Source organism: Mycobacterium kiyosense, from assembly GCA_021654635.1.
Taxonomy (GTDB): domain Bacteria; phylum Actinomycetota; class Actinomycetes; order Mycobacteriales; family Mycobacteriaceae; genus Mycobacterium; species Mycobacterium kiyosense.
The window spans coordinates 2,423,325-2,441,907 of sequence record AP025179.1; the positions used below are offsets into that span (position 1 = coordinate 2,423,325).

The 18,583-nt window shown below is 67.4% G+C and carries 18 protein-coding genes and 1 pseudogene; 9 read left to right on the forward strand and 10 right to left on the reverse strand.

The features are described from left to right. Positions 1 to 466: 466 nt before the first annotated feature. Positions 467 to 1,306, forward strand: coding sequence for an alpha/beta fold hydrolase (locus L6444_RS11450; protein ID WP_236982692.1), 840 nt, complete (start codon positions 467 to 469; stop codon positions 1,304 to 1,306). Here L6444_RS11450 and L6444_RS11455 read toward each other — a convergent pair. Beyond that, positions 1,303 to 1,851 (reverse strand): TetR/AcrR family transcriptional regulator, encoded by a 549-nt coding sequence (locus L6444_RS11455; protein WP_236982694.1) that lies wholly within the window; start codon positions 1,849 to 1,851, stop codon positions 1,303 to 1,305. The genes L6444_RS11450 and L6444_RS11455 overlap by 4 nt on opposite strands. An 80-nt stretch (positions 1,852 to 1,931) precedes the next feature. On the opposite strand from L6444_RS11455, the gene L6444_RS11460 reads away from it, so the two are divergent. Both L6444_RS11460 and L6444_RS11465 read left to right on the forward strand, forming a co-directional pair. Further along, on the forward strand, positions 1,932 to 2,831 hold the full coding sequence (locus L6444_RS11460; protein WP_236982696.1) for a metal-dependent hydrolase: 900 nt from the start codon (positions 1,932 to 1,934) through the stop codon (positions 2,829 to 2,831). A gap of 33 nt (positions 2,832 to 2,864) precedes the next feature. Beyond that, complete coding sequence (locus L6444_RS11465; protein WP_236982698.1) at positions 2,865 to 4,154, forward strand: hypothetical protein; 1,290 nt, start codon at positions 2,865 to 2,867, stop codon at positions 4,152 to 4,154. A 2-nt stretch (positions 4,155 to 4,156) separates the two neighbouring features. Here L6444_RS11465 and L6444_RS30090 read toward each other — a convergent pair. Together L6444_RS30090 and L6444_RS30095 are read right to left on the reverse strand one after the other, a co-directional pair. Then, positions 4,157 to 4,780, reverse strand: a pseudogene (locus tag L6444_RS30090) (class I adenylate-forming enzyme family protein); the annotation flags it as partial. Continuing rightward, positions 4,672 to 5,562: a class I adenylate-forming enzyme family protein gene (locus L6444_RS30095; RefSeq protein ID WP_255731170.1), complete on the reverse strand. Its 891-nt coding sequence runs from the start codon at positions 5,560 to 5,562 to the stop codon at positions 4,672 to 4,674. The pseudogene L6444_RS30090 and the gene L6444_RS30095, both read right to left, overlap by 109 nt. A 64-nt stretch (positions 5,563 to 5,626) precedes the next feature. Here L6444_RS30095 and L6444_RS11475 point away from each other — a divergent pair, with 64 nt between their 5' ends. Then, positions 5,627 to 6,223, forward strand: a complete 597-nt coding sequence (locus tag L6444_RS11475) for a TetR/AcrR family transcriptional regulator (RefSeq protein WP_236982700.1) — start codon at positions 5,627 to 5,629, stop codon at positions 6,221 to 6,223. A gap of 8 nt (positions 6,224 to 6,231) precedes the next feature. Here L6444_RS11475 and L6444_RS11480 read toward each other — a convergent pair whose 3' ends face one another. Both L6444_RS11480 and L6444_RS11485 read right to left on the reverse strand, forming a co-directional pair. Then, positions 6,232 to 7,524, reverse strand: coding sequence for a cytochrome P450 (locus L6444_RS11480; protein ID WP_236982707.1), 1,293 nt, complete (start codon positions 7,522 to 7,524; stop codon positions 6,232 to 6,234). Between the two features lie 24 nt (positions 7,525 to 7,548). Further along, a complete protein-coding gene (locus L6444_RS11485; RefSeq protein ID WP_236982709.1) occupies positions 7,549 to 7,899 on the reverse strand; it encodes an MmpS family transport accessory protein in 351 nt (116 codons plus the stop codon). 93 nt (positions 7,900 to 7,992) lie between these two features. On the opposite strand from L6444_RS11485, the gene L6444_RS11490 reads away from it, so the two are divergent. Continuing rightward, positions 7,993 to 9,075 carry an NAD(P)H-dependent amine dehydrogenase family protein gene (locus L6444_RS11490; protein WP_236982712.1) on the forward strand — a complete coding sequence of 361 codons (1,083 nt, stop codon included), beginning with the start codon at positions 7,993 to 7,995 and terminating at the stop codon, positions 9,073 to 9,075. Positions 9,076 to 9,218: 143 nt separating this feature from the next. Continuing rightward, complete coding sequence (locus L6444_RS11495) at positions 9,219 to 11,063, forward strand: Hsp70 family protein (protein WP_236982714.1); 1,845 nt, start codon at positions 9,219 to 9,221, stop codon at positions 11,061 to 11,063. Between the two features lie 6 nt (positions 11,064 to 11,069). On the opposite strand, the gene L6444_RS31065 is transcribed toward L6444_RS11495, so the two are convergent. The 3 genes from L6444_RS31065 to L6444_RS11510 form a co-directional block, all read right to left on the reverse strand. Beyond that, complete coding sequence (locus L6444_RS31065) at positions 11,070 to 11,777, reverse strand: putative sodium/potassium/calcium exchanger (protein WP_236982716.1); 708 nt, start codon at positions 11,775 to 11,777, stop codon at positions 11,070 to 11,072. Positions 11,778 to 11,845: 68 nt separating this feature from the next. Then, entirely contained in the window at positions 11,846 to 12,958 is a 1,113-nt protein-coding gene (locus tag L6444_RS11505; protein ID WP_236982718.1) for a class I SAM-dependent methyltransferase, read from the reverse strand. A gap of 1 nt (position 12,959) precedes the next feature. Continuing rightward, positions 12,960 to 13,913, reverse strand: a complete 954-nt coding sequence (locus L6444_RS11510; protein ID WP_236982719.1) for an SDR family oxidoreductase — start codon at positions 13,911 to 13,913, stop codon at positions 12,960 to 12,962. A gap of 114 nt (positions 13,914 to 14,027) precedes the next feature. Between L6444_RS11510 and L6444_RS11515 the strand changes: the two genes are divergently transcribed. Then, a complete protein-coding gene (locus L6444_RS11515; RefSeq protein WP_236982721.1) occupies positions 14,028 to 14,753 on the forward strand; it encodes an SHOCT domain-containing protein in 726 nt (241 codons plus the stop codon). Between the two features lie 122 nt (positions 14,754 to 14,875). Here L6444_RS11515 and L6444_RS11520 read toward each other — a convergent pair whose 3' ends face one another. After that, positions 14,876 to 15,499, reverse strand: a complete 624-nt coding sequence (locus tag L6444_RS11520; RefSeq protein ID WP_236982729.1) for an MBL fold metallo-hydrolase — start codon at positions 15,497 to 15,499, stop codon at positions 14,876 to 14,878. Next, complete coding sequence (locus L6444_RS11525; protein ID WP_236982731.1) at positions 15,500 to 16,585, reverse strand: S-(hydroxymethyl)mycothiol dehydrogenase; 1,086 nt, start codon at positions 16,583 to 16,585, stop codon at positions 15,500 to 15,502. Positions 16,586 to 16,648: 63 nt separating this feature from the next. Here L6444_RS11525 and L6444_RS11530 point away from each other — a divergent pair, with 63 nt between their 5' ends. After that, complete coding sequence (locus L6444_RS11530; protein WP_236982733.1) at positions 16,649 to 17,707, forward strand: class I SAM-dependent methyltransferase; 1,059 nt, start codon at positions 16,649 to 16,651, stop codon at positions 17,705 to 17,707. After that, a complete protein-coding gene (locus L6444_RS11535) occupies positions 17,704 to 18,525 on the forward strand; it encodes a serine hydrolase domain-containing protein (protein WP_236982735.1) in 822 nt (273 codons plus the stop codon). Before L6444_RS11530 ends, L6444_RS11535 begins: the two co-directional genes overlap by 4 nt. Positions 18,526 to 18,583: the final 58 nt, after the last annotated feature.

The window sequence follows — 18,583 nt, forward strand, 5'->3', positions numbered from 1 at the left end:
CGTGTCCGACGGGGGTGTGCCCGACGATGCGCGGCATCACCAGGAAGGGCGCGTCGAGCCAGTGCGTGTCGGGTTCGTAGTGGATCGGCGATGGTGTGGCGATGCCGTGGGTGTGCAGGAACTGCTGGGTGCGGGTCTGGCCGGCCAGGTCGTACTCGGCATAGACCCCACCGCCGGTGGGCGGGATCCGCACCACGTATTCCCGGGCGTCTTTGCCGGCGCCGTGGACGCTGAACAGCAGGCTCACACTCGACCATCCCGCGGCCCGGTTGGCCGGCCGCAGTTCGCCGACGTCCATGGGTGTGCCGAACCTGTGCTCGAACCACGCCGCGAGCTGGCGACGAGTCGTGGCAAGGTCTCGTTGGAGGAGGGACAGTCCAGCCATGGACAGACATTTACATATTGCGTAACAGATGTAAATAGCAGAGGGTTACATACCCGGTGACTGACGTAAAGGGGGTAACTGATGGCGCGACCTGAGCCACTGACCTTCGGCGATATCCACGACACGGCGAAGCCGTTGGCCGTCGCGGTACACGGCTTCCCTGACACCCCGCACACCTGGCGCCATCTGGGTCCCGCCCTGGCCGACCTGGGATACCGGGTGGTGGCACCCTGGCTACCGGGTTACGACGCCCCGGCCAGCGGACCGATCAGCGTGGGAACCTATGTGCGACACATTCTTTCGGTACGGTCCAGCCGTGGCGGTGACGAGCGCTCCGTGCTGATCGGCCACGACTGGGGTGCCCACACCGGCTACGGCACCGTCGGCTTCCAGCCCGACGCGTTCCGCCGGCTGGTGACGCTGGCCGTGCCGCCCAGCGCGGCGCTGGGGGAGACGATGTTGGGCTACCGGCAACTCAAGCGATCGTTCTACATCTGGTTGATCCAGCAGGTAGGCCTAGCCGAGACGGCACTGACCCAGCCGGGCTTCTGGGAGCAGCTCTGGGCCGATTGGTCGCCGGGATACGATCCGCAACAGGATATTTCGTGGCTGCGCGAACACGTCACCGCCGAGAACATCGCGAGTGTCATCGCCCCGTACCGCGCCACCTTCAACCCAGCGTTCGCCGACCCCGACGCGGAAGCCGAGGCGATGGCCACGTTCACGCCACCGCCGATCCCCACCCTGTACCTGCACGGCTCCCAGGACGGTGGACTCGGCGCCGAGGTGGTCGCCGGCGCCGCCCGCCATCTACCGGTGCCCGGCTCGGCATTCGAAATGATCGACGGCACTGGTCATTTCCTGCATCTGGAACAACCCGAGTTGGTCAACGCCCGCATCTGCGGATGGCTGGCCGGCTAGGCCGTGCGCGCCGCCCGGCGGTCGATGCCCGCGGCATAACGTAATTCGTCGAGAAAGCGCTGACGGTCGTCCCCGCCCACCAGATAGTGGCACACCGCAACCCGGACCACCGTCGCCGCCGCCAGGTCGGCGTTCTCGCCGGGGATCAGCCGGGCGATCCGCTCGTGCAGAATCGGCATCACCCGTTTCATCTGCGCAAGAACATGTTCCGGCTCGGTGTCGACCAGGAATCCCAGCGAATAAGTGTGCTGGAAATCGACGACGAATTGTAAAGCCGCGTCCAATCTTTCGCGGCCACGCAGACCGGCCATCGCCGAGGCGATCCCGGCGTCGAAGTTGTCCTGCTCATAGAGGCCGAAGGCGGCCAGTAACTCGTCTTTGGACGGGAAATACCGGTACAGCGTGGGCCGGGACACCTTCGCCTCGGCGGCCACCTCCGAGAGCATCAACCGTTTGCGCCCGCTGCGGGCGAGTACCACGAACGTGGCGGCCAGAATCCGGCGGCGAGTCGAGGATTCGGCAGCAGGCGGCACACGGGTGGACACCCTGAGTACTTTACATCTGTGCCGTCAAATGTCACACTGCGAATCGAGACACACGGTGATCTGACGTAAGGCAAGTGGTGATGACGGACCTGGTCGTCCGGAAGATGTCGTTCGAGTTCGACACGTCGGTGTCCGAGGTGCCGTTCCTGTGGCAGCCGGCTAATCCGCATTTCGCGATCTTCTGCAACGCGTTCACCTTCATCGCGGTGCCGTTCGAGAAATACATCATCGCCGCACTGCGCCAGGCGCAGGATCGGCTGGCCGAAGACCCGGAGGTCGCCGCGGAAGCCGACGCCTTCCTGCGGCAGGAAGCCCAGCACTCCGCGGCGCACCGCAAGCACATGCTGGCCCTGATCGAGCAGTACCCCGGCCTGCAGCGCTGCTACGACCAGACCATGGCGTCGTATCAGGAGTTGATCGCCGCGCACCCGGTCGAGTTCCACGCCGCCTACATCGCCAACCTGGAAGCCACCTTCACTCCGATGTTCAAAGTGATTCTGGATCATCGGGATTCGCTATTCGGCGGTGCGGACCAGCGGGTCGCGGCGCTGATGATGTGGCACTTCGTCGAGGAGATCGAACACCGCAGCTCCGGGCTGCGGCTGTATCGGCACCTGATGCCCGATCCCTGGTATCGGGTCAAACGCATCCGGCACACGTTCCGGCATGTCGGCTACATCGCGAACACAGTCGCCCGGGCCTTCGACGAATGCATCCCGCTGCCCGACCGCGGGACGTCGGCCGAGCAGGTGATGGCCGATCCGTTGCGCAGCGAGTTCGGCTACCGCATCGGCAGACGGGGCGTACGCCCGGTGTTTCATGCCGTACCCGACACGCACCTGATCAAGATGCTGTGGCGGTTGGCGTTGTCGCAGACGCCGTACCACGACCCGGCCGACCAGCCGCTGCCGCAGTGGGCGGCAACCTGGATGGCCGAGTACGACCGCGGCACCGATATGACGACATACGCCGGCGGCTGAGGCCGTTGGAAACCCCGAGAAAGGCGATTCAGCTTGCTGTCCACCAACTATGGCGGGCTGGTGCCCGAGGACGAATCCCTGACGCATCAGATCGTCGACACGTTCGCCACGGTCAGCCAGTCGGATCCGTCCTGGACCGAGAAGATCTGGACCATCGCGCACGCCCGCGACAACTCGCTGCAACTGGTGCTCGGCGTCGGCAAGTACACCAACAGGGGAGTGTTCGACGGCGCGGGCGGGGTGTGCCGCGGTACCGAGCAGTGGACGGTGCGTGCCGGCCGGCGGCTGTCGTCGGACCCGTCGGGAACCGACGTCGGACCCGTGCACTACCGCGTCGTCGAACCACTCAAAGCCGTTCGCGTCACCTTGGACAAGACCGAGCACGCACCCATCGCCTTCGACGTCACCGTGCGGGGCAGCTTCGACGCGGCACTGGAAGACCCCTGGCCGGACCGTAGCCCGGACGGCTACCGGGTGAGCCATAACGTGTTGCGCTACCACCAGATTGGCGTCGCATCCGGCTGGGTGGAGGTCGAGGGGGAGCGCACCGAGGTCACGCCTGCGACGTGGATCTCGATCCGTGACCACTCGTGGGGTCTGCGGCCCGGCGTCGGCAAGCCGATCCCCGGCCTGCCGCGCGGGGGCCGGCGGATCAACCAGATGTTGATGACCTGGTGCCCGATGACGATGGTGCGTCCGGACGGATCGGCCTACTCGCTGTTCGTCTTCTTCCAGCAGGAGCGCGGCGAGGGTTTCGAGGCCACCAGATTCCAGGCCGAACAGCAGAACGAGGACGGCACCGCCTACCGGTTCGCGGCCGTCGACCAGGACCTGCACTTCGAGGACGGCAACCGCCGGCTCACCCACGGCACCATCACGCTGACCGAAACCGACGGCAGCACAAGGCCGTTGACCATCACCGCGGCCGGACCCACCGGCTTTCACCTGGGCACGGCCGGCTATTACGGCTGGAACGACTGGGTGTACGGCCAGTGGGTCGGCGAATTGAAGGTCGAGGGGTACCACGTCCCGGACTGCGACCAGCCCGAGATCGCCCGCCAGGTACACCAGTTGCGGGACCTGTTGGTGCGGGTGGAAGATCCCGCCGGCGGGGGTGGGGCTGGGCAACGCCGAGACGTTCGCGCTGGGCGCCTTCCCCGAACGTGGCCTCAGCGCCGAGAATTCGTTTCTGTAGCTGTTCAGCCCGTCGTCGCCGCTGCCCGGTCCGTCGCGGTCAGGTCGGCGCGCAGCAGGTGTTTGAGGATTTTGCCGGACGGGTTGCGCGGGATGTCCCGCACGATGAGCTCGCGGGGCAGCTTGTAGGCACTGAGGCGTTCGGCACCGAAGGAGCGGAGTTCTTCGAGCGTCAGCGAGTGACCGGGGTGCGGGGTGATGACGGCGACGACCGTTTCGCCGTAGTCGGGGTGCTCGCGGGAGACCACCGCGATATCGGCGATTGCCGGGTGCGCGGCGAGTTCGTTTTCCACTTCGACGGAGTAGATGTTGCGTCCACCGGAGATGATCATGTCCTTGAGGCGGTCGACCAGGGTGATGTAACCGTCGGCGTCGATCGTGGCGACGTCGCCGGTGTGCAGCCAGCCGTCGCGGATGGTCTCGGCGGTGGCCTCCGGATTGCGCCAGTACCCCTTCATGACGGTCTCGCCGCGCAAAACGAGCTCGCCCGTGCCACCGGGGCCGACGTCATTGCCGTCCGGGTCGACGATCCGGGCCTCGGTGTTGAACAGCGCATGTCGCCCGCTGGCATCAGGGCGCTCGCGGACCTCCTGGGCGCTGCTGTAGATGCCGCCCGGGCCGCCCTCGGTCTGCCCGCATGCCTGAATCAACTCGAGGTGTGGCAGCGCTTCGAGCGCTTCCTGCACCGCTGAGGCCGGCATGGGTGCGGCACCGAACAGGCCGACGCGCCACGCGGACAGGTCCCTGGTGGCGAGCTCGGGATGACGCAGCAGTAGCTGATACATCGTCGGGACGCCGAAAAAATGCGTTGACCGAATGCTTTTTCGAGGGCATCGAGTACTGCGTCCGGGCTGAAGGCCGGCAGGATCACGTGCGTGGCGCCCAGTTGAGTGCCTCCCACAACCAGAATGGTGAGGTCGGCGGCGTGATACATCGGCGCGACATGCAGCACCCGATCGCCGTCCCGCAGCCCGAGTACCGCCGCGGCGTTCAGGCCCACCCAGAGGACGCGGTGATGGTCGAACAGCGCGCCTTTCGGGCGCCCAGTGGTGCCCGAGGTGTACAGGATGGCCGCATCGTCACTTTCGGATACCTCGACGTCCGGTGCGGTATCCGGTTGTGCGGCAGCAAGTCTCGCCAGCTCCGGATCCAGTGCGATCGGCGGATATACCAGCGACGGTGCGGCTGCGCACCTGCCGGCGGCCTCCGCCGCGGTAGGGCCGAAAACCAGCACGGCCGCCTGCGAGTCGTCGAGCAGGTACTGCAGCTCGGCGGCAGTGGCCGCCGGGTTCGCCGGGACCACCAGGGCGCCCAGGCGCCACGCGGCATACGACGCGAGATAGAAGCTGTCGCTGTTAGCCGACATCAGCACCATGCGATCGCCCTTGCGCAGCCCAGTCGTCGCCAGCGCCCTGGCCGTCTGGTTCACTTTCGCGTCGACCTCGCGGTAGCTCAACTTGCGATCGCCGAAGATCAGCGCCGGACGGGCGGGGCAGCGTCCCGCGTTGGTTGCCAGAACACCTGCGAGGGTAGCCATGCTTTCCAAATGTAATGTTGACTATCCAATTGGTCAATGACCTTTCCTGGCGTATAGTCAGCCCATGACCATCGATGGGGCAGTCGACGTCCCGGCGGATCTGACGGCCAAGGCGCGGATCCGCAACGCGGCTCTGGAACTGTTCGCCGAGAAGGGCGCGGCCAACACCAGCATCCGGGAGGTGGCCGCCGAGGCGGGAATCACCCACGGACTGGTGGTCCACCATTTCTCCAACAAGGACGGGCTGCGCCGCGCGGTCCGCCAGCATGTCTTCGAATTGCTCCGGCAGGCGCTGGAATCGGTGCCGGCCGAAGGCGGCGCCCAGCAGATCCGCCATGCCCGCGACAGCAGCGTGGACCGACTACTGACCGCCAAGCCGGCGCTGATGACCTACCTGCGCCGGGCGATGCTGGACCCGGTCGAATCCGATCCGGAACTCGTCGCCATGCTGGCCGACTTCACCCTCGCCGAGGTTCGCAGCCTTCGGTCGCGCGGCCTTGCCGGCACCGAGACGCCCGATTATCTACAGGCGATGGCCGTGATGATCCGGGAACTCGGGCCGCGATTGCTTGCCCCAGTGGCTCAACAGTTTTGGGGCTGCCTCGCGGGGGAACACGCCGGGCCGGCTCCCTCGCTCGAAGTCGCGATGAAGCCCAGTTAGGGCTGCGCCTAACTCCAGGTGACCGGCAGGCGTTTGATGCCGTGGATGAACTGCGACAGCAGCCGAGCCGGCTCCGCCGTCGCGGTGATGTCGGGGATCTCGCGACGCAATTCGTCGAACACCACCCGGATCTCGCGGCGCGCCAGGTTGGCGCCCAGGCAGAAGTGTGCGCCGCCACCGCCGAAGCCGACATGCGGGTTGGGGTCGCGGGTCACGTCGAAAGTCCACGGGTCGGCGAACTTCGACTCGTCCCGGTTGGCCGAGCAGTACCACATCGAAACCTTGTCGCCGGCAGCCATTTTGGTGCCGGACAGTTCGAAATCCTGGGTAAGGGTGCGGCGCATGTAGATCACCGGTGAGGCCCAGCGCACGATCTCCTCGACCGCGCTGTGCGCCAGCCCGTCGTAATTTGACCACCACTTCTCCCGCTCGGCCGGGTAGCGGGACAGCGCCAGCACGCCGTGACTGATGGCGTTGCGGGTGGTCTCGTTGCCGGCCACCACCAGCAGGATGAAGAACATCGCGATCTCCGACGACGACAGCCGCTCGCCGTTCACCTCGGATTCGACCAGCGCGGTGGTCAAGTCGTCGTGGTGGTGGACCCGGCGGTCGTCGGCCAACGCGGTGGCGTAGGCGCCGATGTCCATCGAAACCTGAAAGAACTCCGCGAAATCGGTGGTCAGATCCGGGTCGCCGAATCCGAGAATCACGTTGGTCCAATGGAATATCCGCTGATGGTCCTCCTCGGGGATGCCCATCATGTCGCAGATGATCTGCAGCGGCAGCGGTCCGGCCAGTTCGCTGACCAGATCGGCGTGCCCGTCGGGATGCCCGGCGATCATCGACGTCACCAACCGGTGCGCCCGATCCCGCACCGAGGCCTCGATTCGGGCCACCACGCGGGGCGTGAAGGCCCGGCTGACGATCGAACGCAGCCGCTGATGACGCGGGTCGTCCAGCACGATCATCGATCCGAAATACTCGGCCAGCTCCGGTGTTTGGTCGTTGATCGTGATGCTGGGACTCGAGCTGAAAACCTCCGGATGGCGGCTGGCGAAGAACACGTCGTCCAGCCTGGTCAGTGCCCAATGCCCGGCGCCGGAGTCGAATCCCTCATAGTCGACCGCGGGCCAGAACGAGATAGGCGCCTCACGCCGCAAAGTGGCGAAGGCGCCGTCGCGATAGTCGTCGTCGCGAGCCCAGAAATCCAGCGAGCCCAGCTCGATATCGGCCAGCGCCACCCGAGGTGGCGGCGCGCCGTTCAATCGCGGCGTCAGGCCGGACTCGGTCTTGAGGTCCATGCGCTTCTCCTCTTCGGTTTCGCGTCAGTGCGAACAGACCGCCCGGCCGGGCGTACCGGTGGAATGCGCGTCGTTGACCACGTTGCCATCAACCACGATCTTGCAGGCGATGGTGCCCTGACCCTGCGCACTGAGCACGAAGACCTCGCCGCCGAACGCCTGGAACTGAGTCGACCACGGCAGCGCCACGTTCACCGCGTGCTGCTGGCCCTTCTCGTCCTGCCACGAAATGTATTCGGCGACACCGGGTCCGCTGACTTCGTAGCGCACTTGGGGGAATTCGCCCGGCATGGGCGTGGCGTGCGCGACAACCGTGGAAGCCGCGAACGCGGTACCGCTGACCAACAGGAACGTGGCTAGGCGACGACTGTTCATAAATGTTCATGTTGTCATCACCCCGGGGTGATTACGAGACCCTTTCGCCAAGCAACTTAGGGTGAACCCGGGCGGGGCGAACCTGGAGGTCTGATGTCGCAGAGCGCAAAGAGAGTCGTCGTATGGGGCACCGGGTTCGTGGGCAGGATGGTGATTCCCGAGATCGTCAAGCATCCGTTGTTCGAATTGGTGGGCGTCGGCGTCAGCAACCCGGACAAGGTCGGCCGCGACGTCGGTGACATCTGCGGGCTGGCCGAACCGGTGGGCGTCACCGCCACCGACGACGTCGACGCCCTGATCGCACTGAAGCCCGACGCTCTGGTGCACTATGGCCCCACCGCCATGCACGCCAAGGACAACATCTCGCTGATCACCCGCTTCCTGCGGGCCGGCATCGACGTGTGCTCGACGGCGATGACGCCGTGGATCTGGCCGACCATGCACCTCAATCCGCCCAACTGGATCGAGCCGATCACCCAAGCGTGCGAGCTGGGTGAGGCGTCCTGCTTCACCACCGGCATCGACCCCGGATTCGCCAACGACCTGTTCCCGATGACCCTGATGGGGCTGTGCTCCGAGGTGAAGAAGGTGCGCGCGTCGGAACTGCTCGACTACACCAACTACGAAGGCGACTACGAACGGGAGATGGGCATCGGGCGCGAACCCGAGTACAGCCCGATGCTGGAGAATTCCGACGTGCTGATCTTCGCCTGGGGTGCCACCGTGCCGATGATCGCCCACGCCGCGGGCATCATGCTCGACGAGATGACCACCACCTGGGACAAGTGGGTCACCCCTACCGACCGCAAGTCCGCCAAGGGCGTCATCAAGGCGGGTCAGGTGGCCGCGGTCCGGTTCACCATCAACGGGCTCTACCGGGGCGAGACACGCATCCAGCTCGAGCATGTCAACCGCATCGGGCTCGACGCCGCCCCGGACTGGCCGACCGGCCACGACAACGACGTCTACCGCGTCGACATCGAAGGAACCCCGAGCATCTTCCAGGAAACCGCGTTCCGGTTCACCGATGGCACCGGCCGAGACGCGGCCGCGGCCGGCTGCCTGGCGACCGGCCTGCGGGCCCTCAACGCCGTCCCGGCGGTCAACGACCTGTCGCCGGGCTGGGTGACCGCACTGGATCTGCCGCTGATTCCCGGCGCCGGCACCATTCGCTGACCAGCGCAAACAGTTCGGCGTCGGATGCGCTGCACAGCGCACGCATAGCCGATGCAGAGATTGGCTATATGTTTTAGCGAAAGCATTGTCGGGGGCCGGGGAGGCGATGCTGAAGATTCGGCGGAACACGGGGATTGGACCAGATGGCAGACGGAGCTAGGCCCGCGCTGGGCCTGTCGATCGGCGCCACCAACCTGGCTGCCGTGACCCCTGACCATTCCATCACCCGCAGACCCGTGTTGACCCTGTTCCGGCAGCGCCCGCCCGAGGTGGGGGTGCCCTCCGAGAACCCCCGGCTTGACCAGCCCGGACTGGTGATCAGCGATTTCGTGGATCGGGTCGGGGACCGCGTCGGGATCGTGGCCGCCGACGGTTCGGTGCACCGCAGCGAAGCGCTGGTGGCCGACGGGTTGCGGGCACTGGCGTACGCGGCCACCGGTGGTCGCGCCCTGCCCGACCACGTCGCCGTGACGTATCCGGCCCACTGGGGTGCGCCGGCGGTCGACGCGCTGGGTGCCGCGCTGGGCCGGGTGTCGGAATGGTCGAGCGCCGGAAAACCGCCGGCGCTGATCCCCGACGCGGCGGCAGCGCTGTTCGCGGTCCGCGCCAACCCGGGCATCCCAGCCCGCGGGATCGTCGCGATGTGCGACTTCGGGGGCAGCGGCACCAGCATCACCCTGATCGACGCCAGCGGCGACTACCAGCCGGTGGCCCCGACCGTGCGGTACCACGACTTCTCCGGCGACCTGGTCGACCAGGCGCTGCTGACCTACGTGATGTCCGAGATGCCGGCCACCGGGTCGTTCGATCCGACCGGCACCGCCGCGATCGGCTCGCTGAGCCGGTTACGCATGGAATGCCGCCGCGCCAAGGAACGCCTCTCGGCCACGACGGTGACCAGCCTGTCCGACGAGGTGCCCGGGATGCGCGGCGACGTCCGGCTGACCCGCACCGAACTCGAGGAGACGATTCGCGGCCCGCTGGACGGATTCTTACAGGCCCTGGAAAACATGCTGGGGCGCAACGGAATTCACCCCACGAGCCTGGTTGCGATCGCAACCGTGGGCGGCGGCGCCGGCATCCCGGCGGTGACCACGTCACTCTCCGGGCGGTTCGGCGTGCCGGTGGTCACCACCCCCCGCCCGCAACTGACCGCGGCCATCGGGGCGGCGTTGCGCGCCGCGCGCGGCCCAGGCGACAACATCGCCACGGCATTGACGCCGGCCGCGCCAGCGGCCATGGCAGGCGCCGTCGCGGCGTCGGCGCCGCCGCCCCCCTTCGAAGACGTGGGACCCGATCTGCACACCGATGCGCCGGTCTCGGTGATGCAGCCCGCGCTGGCCTGGTCGGAGGCCGACCCGGAGTCCCGCGCCCTGCCGGCCGCCGCCGCAGTGTCCAAGGCGGCCTCCGGCGAGCGCGGCGGCTCGGGGTTTACCGCAGCCCGCCCGCAGATGTCGTTCGAGCACGACGACCGTCCCGACCCGGAGCGCAAGGCACCGGTACTGCCCTGGTATCGACTCCCGGCGGTGATCCTTGTCGGCACGGTCGTGGCAGTGCTGCTGGTGGGAACCGCGGTGGCGATCGGGTTGTCCGGTCAGGGCCCCGGCACCCAGTCGCCGCGCACGGTGCCAGCGACGCCGGGCACCTCCGCACCGCCGCCGTCCGCAAGTCCGCAACCGAGCGCACCGGGATCGGCGCAGGAAACGGCACCGGCCTCCCAAGTTCCCGCCCCGGCCTCTCCGGCTCCCGCCCCGGCCTCCGAACCCCGCAGGCGCCAGCCACCGAGGCACCGCCACCGGCCGCACAGCCCACCGCCGAAGCTCCGCCCCCGCCGAAGTTCCGCCCCCGCCGCGCAGCCTCCGGCGCCACCTATTCCGAATCCCCCTGCGGCGCCGCAACTTCCGCCGATACCGCGAATTCCCGGCCTGCCGCACGTGCCGGGGATCAAGATCCCCGGCGGACCGCTATCGGGTATCAGGATCGGCTGAACCGGCCTACGTTTTTGCCGTCTCCCGGTCTTTCTGCTCGGCCCGGTCTTCCTGGTCGGCTTCGTCCTTGGGCGCGGTCTCGTCCGTGGACTCGGCCTCGTCGTTGCTCTCGGCCTGCTTCTCCTGCTCGGCCCGGTCTTCTTTGGTCGCCTTGATGATCTCTTCGTTGAAAGCCTTGTCTTTTTCCAGGTTTTCCTCGGCGGCTTCCCGGGCTTCGCGGTCGAGTTCTTCGTCCGACTTGTTCTCGGCCGTCTGGTCTGCGTTGGCGCCGCGGTCGCTGGTGGCGTTGAGATCCTTCTCTTTGGAACCCTTGCCCTCGTTGTCCTCGCCGCTGTCGGCCTTGGCTGAGTGCGCCTTGGGCGCGTCGTCCGCGGACTCTTTCGGGGCCGCGTCTTTGGCGGTGTCGCCGTCATCCTCGCCGCGCTCGGCCGCGGCCTTGGCCGCCGGGGAATCGTCCTCGTTACCGTACTTGGGGTTGCCGTCGTCGTCGATCCAGTCGTTGACCGCGGTGCCGGTGATCGTGCCGCCCGAACCGGGCAGGACCAGCGTGGGACGGTCCTCGTAGGCCGTCATCATCTTGGCGGCTTCTTCTTTGTCTTCTTCGTCGGGCTCGGGAACCTCGCTGGTCCGGTCTTTGCTGTCCGACTCCGCCCGGTCGGTGGATTCGTCGTCGGCCTTGGCCTGGTCGGCGGCCTCGTCGTCGTTCGCGCTCATGATGTTTGCCCCCTAGGCGGTTGCGGTATGTATCCGCAGGGGTTACCCACACAGGCGTCGGGCCGAAACTATTCCGGTGCGGAGCGCTTGACCAGCACGATCGAGGCCAGCGGAATGCGCATCGGCTCCGGCGCACGCGCCAACCGGTCGGCGATAGTGTCCTCGAGGCAGGCGACGAATTCGGTTGCGCGCGGGTCGGCGGTGCCGCCGTCGAGTCCGGCGGTCAGGGTCGGAAACAGGGCCGCGCGCGCAAAAGCGGCCCACTGCCGGCCGAAAGTTGTTGCGTCGCCGTCGGTTTGGTAGCGAGCCCAGAACCGGTCGTCGGCGTTGAAGATTTCCAGATGATCGATCGTCAAACCTTCGAACCAGCCGCGCGGAGCGAACGGAGCGCGAAAATCCTTCTCGCTGCGGGCAACCACCGGGATCACCATGCGCCGTACCTCGTCGAAGCGCAGCAGGCCGTCGGCGGCCAACTCGTGCAGCCCCGCGATGAGAGCCTCGTTCAGCGGCCGATAGCCGAATTCACCGTCCTCGTCCAGGGCCATGGTCAGCACCACCAACCGGCCGCCGGGACACAGTTCGCGGCCGCGGAACGCCACGAAATCGTTCCAATCCAGCGCGGACTGATGTTCGAACGCCCTGCGGGCTTCGCTGTTCTTGCTGAACGCGACCTGCACGTGGTCGGTGAACTCCGGGGCACCCGCCGGTACGCGACTCAGCCACTGGATGGCCCACGACGTCCAACCCAGATTGACCGTGCCGGTCGGCAGGATCTGGCCGTAGAAGGAACGACCGATGGCCGAGGTGAAGCTCGCCGGGTCGCGGAGCAGGTAGCTGTCCGGGTCGTCGGCCATGGTGCGGAACAGAGTGGAGAAGTCGTTGTTCGGTACGTCGGTGTGCGCCACCATGATTGCGTGGTCGTGGCGGGTGCGGCCGCGCAGCACTTCGATTGCGGCAGCCATCGGCTTCAGCGAGTTGTAGCCGGTGGCGGCGCCGTAGTCGGCGATGACCACCGGTTGCGGTGGCCGGGGTAGCGGCACCTGATGCGCGGCCTGCTCGAACAGCGCGACGGCGGGCAGCAGTCCGGCGGCCTGCAGGCGCGAGGACTGCGAGTACGTCGCGCTCTCCATCGGCTCGGGCCGGACCACGATGCTCGACTCGGGAAGGCGGACTGGTTTCATGTCAGTTCCCGGTGCGGAAGCTGACGCCGGTGAGCCGCTCAGAGATCTCCCAAAGACGTTGGCAGTCTTCGGCATTGGCAGCACGGGCGGGAATCTTGGCTTCGGTCACGCCGCCGCCGGCGGCCTCGTACACCCCGCGCGGCCCGTAGAACGCCCCACCGTCGGCGGCCGGGGTGGCGGCGGCGTACAGCGCGGGCAGGATGCCCTCGTCGACCTCCTGCCAGAGGAACGGGGTGAAACGCCACGACGCGGTGTAGAAGCGCTGCATCAACGTCGGCTTTTCGCGACCGTGCGAAGGGCCGCTGATCTGCAGGTTGGTCTTGGTCAGCCCCGGATGCGCGGCGTTGGACACGATGCCCCAGCCGGCGGCACGGCTGCGACGGTCCAGTTCCAGGGCGAACATCAGCACCGCCAGCTTCGACTGACAGTATGCCGCCATCGGCGCGTAGGACTTCTCGAACTGCAGATCGTCGAAGTGGATGCGGCCGCGGCGGGCGGCGATGCTGCTCAGCGAGACGACCCTGGCTTTCGCCGCGGCACGCAGCAGCGGCAGCAGGTGCCCCGTGAGCGCGAAATGCCCCAGATGGTTACTGCCGAACTGCAATTCGAAGCCGTCGGCGGTGGTGTCACGCTCCGGCGGGGTCATCACGCCCGCGTTGTTGATCAGGATGTCGATCGGGCGGCCCAGCGAATTCAGGTGCTCGCCCAGCGCCGCAACCGACGCCAGCGACGACAGGTCCAGCGACTTGATGGTCAGCTTGGCGTCGGGCACCACGGCGCGGATCTGCTCGATGGCCGCCTCGCCCTTGGCCTGGTTGCGGATCGCCATCACCACGTCGGCCCCGGCCGCCGAGAGCCGCTTGGCCAGGCCGAACCCGAGTCCGCTGTTGGCTCCGGTGACGACGGCGAGCTTGCCGGACAGATCGGGCACCGTGGCGACGAGACCGCTGGCCATGTAAACGCTCCTTCTCCGGTTTTCGTCTGCGATCGCCACCAGTGTCCCCCGTCGCCGCGGGTTTTCGCTCGTCGGCCCGTCGATCTGCACCGGCTACCGTGTCACACTGCGGGGATGAACAGCAGACGGGTCGCAAAAATTTCGTTGGCCCTAGCCATCGTCATGTTGATCGCATCGGTGGCCGGATTCGTCATCACCCTGGTGCTCAACGCGTTCTTCCTGGACAAGTACAACGCGTACGGGGAGGTGCCCGTCCCGGGAACCGGCAGCGTGCACCTGCCCGCCGGTGATGCCACCATCAGCCTGCACGCCCTGGTCGCCGGCGGCACCAACGGAAGCGGCCTGCCGGTCCCCCCACTGGGCATCACCTTTTCGCCGCCCGAGGGCGCGCCACAGCCCGATGTGACCGAAAGCATCGGCAGCACAACGACAGTCAACAACGACGCACACGTGCGGGTGTGGAACATCCGGGTGCACACCGAAGGTGACTACCGGGTGACGACCGAAGGGCAGACCGGCGGATACATCAACCCGCGCCTGGCCTTCGGTCACCAGAGTTCCTACGGATACCTGGTGTGGGTGTTCGTGGCGTTGTTCGTTTTCGCGCTGGTCGATCTGGTGGTGTCGATCGTATGGGTGGGCCGGGCCGGGCGTAAAGCGGTGCCGCTGGTGGCTGCTGCGCCCACTGCGCCCACTGCACCCTTCCCGACGGCGTATGAGCCGACCGGCGAGGGGGTGCGGGTCGAGCGGCTGAAAACTCTTGCTGCGCTGCGTGATTCGGGGGCGCTGACCGAAGCGGAATTTCAGGCCGAGAAACGCCGCATCCTCGACGAGCGGTAGCGCTGAAGGTTCGCGGCTAGGCCCGGGCACGGGCTCTGCGGCGTCGAGCGTCCTCAAATGTGCGTCGACACGCCGGTGCGGACCGGCATGTTGAGGACGCTCGCGGCGAAGAGCGAAGGCCGTCAGTGCCCCCGGGCCACCCACTCCTCGTAATGCACGATCTCCTCGCCGATGGTGGTGCTGTCGCCGTGGCCGGTGTGCACGACGGTCTCGCCGGGCAGCTTGCCGAGCCGCCCGGAGATCGACTCCAGGATCGTCGGAAAATCCGAATAGGACCGCCCGGTGGCCCCGGGGCCGCCGGAGAACAACGTGTCGCCGCTGAACACCACACCCAGGTCGTGGGCGTACCAGCACACCGAGCCGGGGGAGTGCCCCGGAGTGTGCAACGCCCTCAGCTCGGTGCCACCCACCTTTACCGTCTCGTCGTCGGCGATAGCTCGAAAGTCGCTGTCCGGGTGCGTCATTCGCCACAAAACCTTGTCAGCAGGATGCAACAGCACCGGCGCATCGAGCGCCTTACCAAGCTCGGGGGCCACCGTCACGTGGTCGTTGTGCCCGTGCGTGCACACCACCGCGACGACATGCCGGCCCCCGACCGCCTCGATGATCGGTTCCGCGGAGTGGGCGGCGTCGAACACCACCACGTTGGAGTTGTCCCCGACCAGCCAGATGTTGTTGTCGACTTCCCAACTGCCGCCGTCGAGTTCGAAGGTGCCGTGCGTGACCACCCGGTCGATGTCCACCATTTACAACACCACCACCGAGCGCAGCACCTTACCGTCATGCATCTTGTGAAAGGCCTCCTCGATGTCGTCTAGCCCGATTTTCTCGGAGACAAACTTCTCCAGCGGCAGCCGGCCCTGCAGGTAGAGGTCGATCAGGGTGGGGAAGTCGCGCTCGGGCAGGCAGTCGCCGTACCACGACGACTTCAGCGAACCGCCGCGGGAGAAGAAATCCACCAGGGGCATGTCCAACCGCATGTCCGGCGTCGGCACCCCCACCAGCACCACCGTCCCGGCCAGGTCGCGGGCGTAGAACGCCTGCTTCCAGGTCTCCGGGCGGCCGACGGCGTCGACCACCACGTCCACCCCGAAGCCCCCGGTGAGGTCCTGAATGGTCGCCACCACATCGAATTCGCGGGCGTTGACGGTGTGGGTGGCGCCGAACTTGCGGGCCCACTGCAACTTCGTGTTGTCGGTGTCCACGGCGATGATCTGCTTCGCACCCACCAGCGCGGCCCCGGCGATGGCCGCATCGCCCACGCCGCCGCAGCCGATCACGGCGACCGTGTCGTCGCGGGTCACCGCGCCGGTGTTGATCGCCGCGCCCAGCCCGGCCATTACCCCGCAGCCCAGCAGGCCCGCGACGGCCGGGTCGGCTTCGGGATTGACCTTCGTGCATTGGCCCGCGGCGACCAGCGTCTTGTCGGCGAACGCACCGATACCCAGCGCCGGGGTGAGCTCGGTGCCGTCGGTCAGCGTCATCTTCTGCTCGGCGTTGAACGTGTCGAAGCACAGGTGTGGCCGGCCGCGTTTGCAGGCCCGGCACTGCCCGCACACCGCGCGCCAGTTCAAGATCACGAAGTCGCCCGGTTCGACACTGGTGACACCTGGGCCGACGGCCTCGACGGTGCCCGCCGCCTCGTGGCCGAGCAGGAACGGGTATTCGTCGTTGATGCCGCCGTCGCGGTAGGTCAGATCGGTGTGGCACACGCCGCAGGCGGTGATGTCGACGACGACCTCGCCCGGTCCCGGGTCCGGGATGACGATGTCGACCACCTCGACCGGCTTGCCCTTGGCCCGTGAAATCACACCGCGCACTGTCTGACTCATGGTTAACCAACCTACTGTTCGCCGCCGTCGACCGTGCAGCCAGCCGGTGTAGCGTCGCTGAGCATGACGGCACCCGAAACCACCGAGGCGTTCACCGAGCGCATGGTCGCGGCCATCAACGGGGCCAGTTTGGCGATCCTGCTGAGCGTCGGGCACCAGACCGGTCTGTTGCAGACGATGGCCGAGCTGCCGCCCTCGACCAGCGAGCAGATCGCCGAGGCGGCCGGTCTCAACGAGCGCTACGTGCGGGAGTGGTTGGGCGGCATGACAACCGGACGCATCCTCGACTACGACCCTGCCGCCGCGACGTACTCGCTGCCCGCCCACCGGGCCGCTGTGCTGACGCAGGCCGCGGGTCCGCGCAACCTGGCCGTGGTGGCCCAGTTCGTGCCGTTGCTCAGCGGGGTCGAGCAGCAGATCATCGAGTGCTTCCGCGCCGGCGGCGGCCTGCACTACCGCGAATATCCGCGCTTCCACGCGCTGATGGCCGAGATGAGCGGCATGGTGTTCGACGGCGGCCTGATCGACGTCGTGCTGCCCATCGTCGACGGACTCGTCGACCGGCTGCGCGCCGGAGTGGACGTGGCCGACGTAGGTTGCGGCAGCGGACACGCGAGCAACCTGATGGCACAGGCGTTTCCGGCCAGCCGCTTCACCGGGATCGACTTCTCCGCGGAAGCCGTCGCCGCCGGCGGCGCGGAGGCCGCGCGGCTGGGGCTGGGCAACTCGACCTTCGAGAGCCACGACCTGGCCCGGCTGGACAAGGTCGGCAGCTACGACGTGATCACCGCGTTCGACACCATCCACGACCAGGCGCAGCCCGCGCGGGTCTTGGCGAACATCCACCGCGCGCTGCGTCCCGGCGGGGTGCTGCTGATGGCGGACGTCAAGGCGTCCAGCCAGGTGGAGGACAACATCGGCCACCCGATGGGCACCTATCTGTACACGACCTCGCTGATGCACTGCATGACGGTGTCGCTGGCGCTCGACGGCGCCGGCCTGGGCGCGGTGTGGGGGCGACAGCTGGCCACCTCGATGCTGGCCGACGCCGGCTTCGACGACGTGCAGGTCGCCGAGATCGACTCGGACCCGTTCAACTACTTCTACATCGCCCGCAAATGAGGGCCTTGGAAGCCCTCGACGACTGGCCCGTCCCGAATGCCGCCGCGGCGGTCGTCGGGCCGGACGGGGTACTGGCCAGCCACGGCGAGACGGCCCGGGTGTTCCCGCTGGCGTCGGTGACCAAGCCGTTGGTGGCGCGCGCCGCGCAGATCGCCGTCGAAGAGGGCGTCGTCGAACTCGACACCGCAGCCGGGCCGCCCGGGTCCACCGTCCGCCACCTACTGGCGCACGCGTCGGGACTGGCCATGCTCACCGGGGACGTGCTGGCCAAACCGGGCACCCGCCGGATCTACTCCAACTACGGGTTCGCCGTGCTGGCGCAGACCCTCGAGCGGGAGTCCGGCATCGAGTTCGGCCGCTACTTCACCGAAGCGGTGTGCGAGCCGTTGGGCATGACGACCACCCGCCTCGACGGCGGCGCCGCCCAGGCCGGCTACGGGGCCACCTCGACCGTCGACGACCTGGCGCTGTTCGCCGGGGATCTGCTGCGTCCGGTCACGGTGTCGGCGCAGATGCACGCCCAGGCCATCGACGTCCAGTTTCCCGGCCTCAACGGGGTGCTGCCCGGATACGGTGCCCAGCGGCCCAACGACTGGGGCCTGGGCTTCGAGCTGCGGGATTCGAAGTCGCCGCACTGGACGGGGGCGCACAACTCGGTGCGCACTTTCGGTCATTTCGGCCAGTCGGGCGGTTTCCTCTGGGCGGATCCGGCCGCGGATCTGGCGTTGGTGGTGCTGACCGACCGCGATTTCGGCGACTGGGCGCTGGCGCCCTGGCCTGCACTTTCCGACGCGGTGCTGGGCGAATACCTGGGTTAGAGCGCCCGGGCGGGAGCAAAAGGAAAACGCACACTAGCGCAACACAGGTCTCACAGGG

Excerpts from the sequence above, each read along its gene's own strand:
- L6444_RS31065 (WP_236982716.1), bottom strand. The coding sequence starts at position 11,777 with ATGAGCGCGAACGACGACGAGGCCGCCGACCAGGCCAAGGCCGACGAC.
- L6444_RS11535 (WP_236982735.1), top strand. The coding sequence starts at position 17,704 with ATGAGGGCCTTGGAAGCCCTCGACGACTGGCCCGTCCCGAATGCCGCC.
- L6444_RS11485 (WP_236982709.1), bottom strand. The coding sequence starts at position 7,899 with ATGAACAGTCGTCGCCTAGCCACGTTCCTGTTGGTCAGCGGTACCGCG.
- L6444_RS11460 (WP_236982696.1), top strand. The coding sequence starts at position 1,932 with ATGACGGACCTGGTCGTCCGGAAGATGTCGTTCGAGTTCGACACGTCG.
- L6444_RS11475 (WP_236982700.1), top strand. The coding sequence starts at position 5,627 with ATGACCATCGATGGGGCAGTCGACGTCCCGGCGGATCTGACGGCCAAG.
- L6444_RS11495 (WP_236982714.1), top strand. The coding sequence starts at position 9,219 with ATGGCAGACGGAGCTAGGCCCGCGCTGGGCCTGTCGATCGGCGCCACC.
- L6444_RS11515 (WP_236982721.1), top strand. The coding sequence starts at position 14,028 with ATGAACAGCAGACGGGTCGCAAAAATTTCGTTGGCCCTAGCCATCGTC.
- L6444_RS30095 (WP_255731170.1), bottom strand. The coding sequence starts at position 5,562 with ATGGCTACCCTCGCAGGTGTTCTGGCAACCAACGCGGGACGCTGCCCC.
- L6444_RS11510 (WP_236982719.1), bottom strand. The coding sequence starts at position 13,913 with ATGGCCAGCGGTCTCGTCGCCACGGTGCCCGATCTGTCCGGCAAGCTC.
- L6444_RS11450 (WP_236982692.1), top strand. The coding sequence starts at position 467 with ATGGCGCGACCTGAGCCACTGACCTTCGGCGATATCCACGACACGGCG.
- L6444_RS11505 (WP_236982718.1), bottom strand. The coding sequence starts at position 12,958 with ATGAAACCAGTCCGCCTTCCCGAGTCGAGCATCGTGGTCCGGCCCGAG.
- L6444_RS11525 (WP_236982731.1), bottom strand. The coding sequence starts at position 16,585 with ATGAGTCAGACAGTGCGCGGTGTGATTTCACGGGCCAAGGGCAAGCCG.
- L6444_RS11490 (WP_236982712.1), top strand. The coding sequence starts at position 7,993 with ATGTCGCAGAGCGCAAAGAGAGTCGTCGTATGGGGCACCGGGTTCGTG.
- L6444_RS11520 (WP_236982729.1), bottom strand. The coding sequence starts at position 15,499 with ATGGTGGACATCGACCGGGTGGTCACGCACGGCACCTTCGAACTCGAC.
- L6444_RS11480 (WP_236982707.1), bottom strand. The coding sequence starts at position 7,524 with ATGGACCTCAAGACCGAGTCCGGCCTGACGCCGCGATTGAACGGCGCG.
- L6444_RS11530 (WP_236982733.1), top strand. The coding sequence starts at position 16,649 with ATGACGGCACCCGAAACCACCGAGGCGTTCACCGAGCGCATGGTCGCG.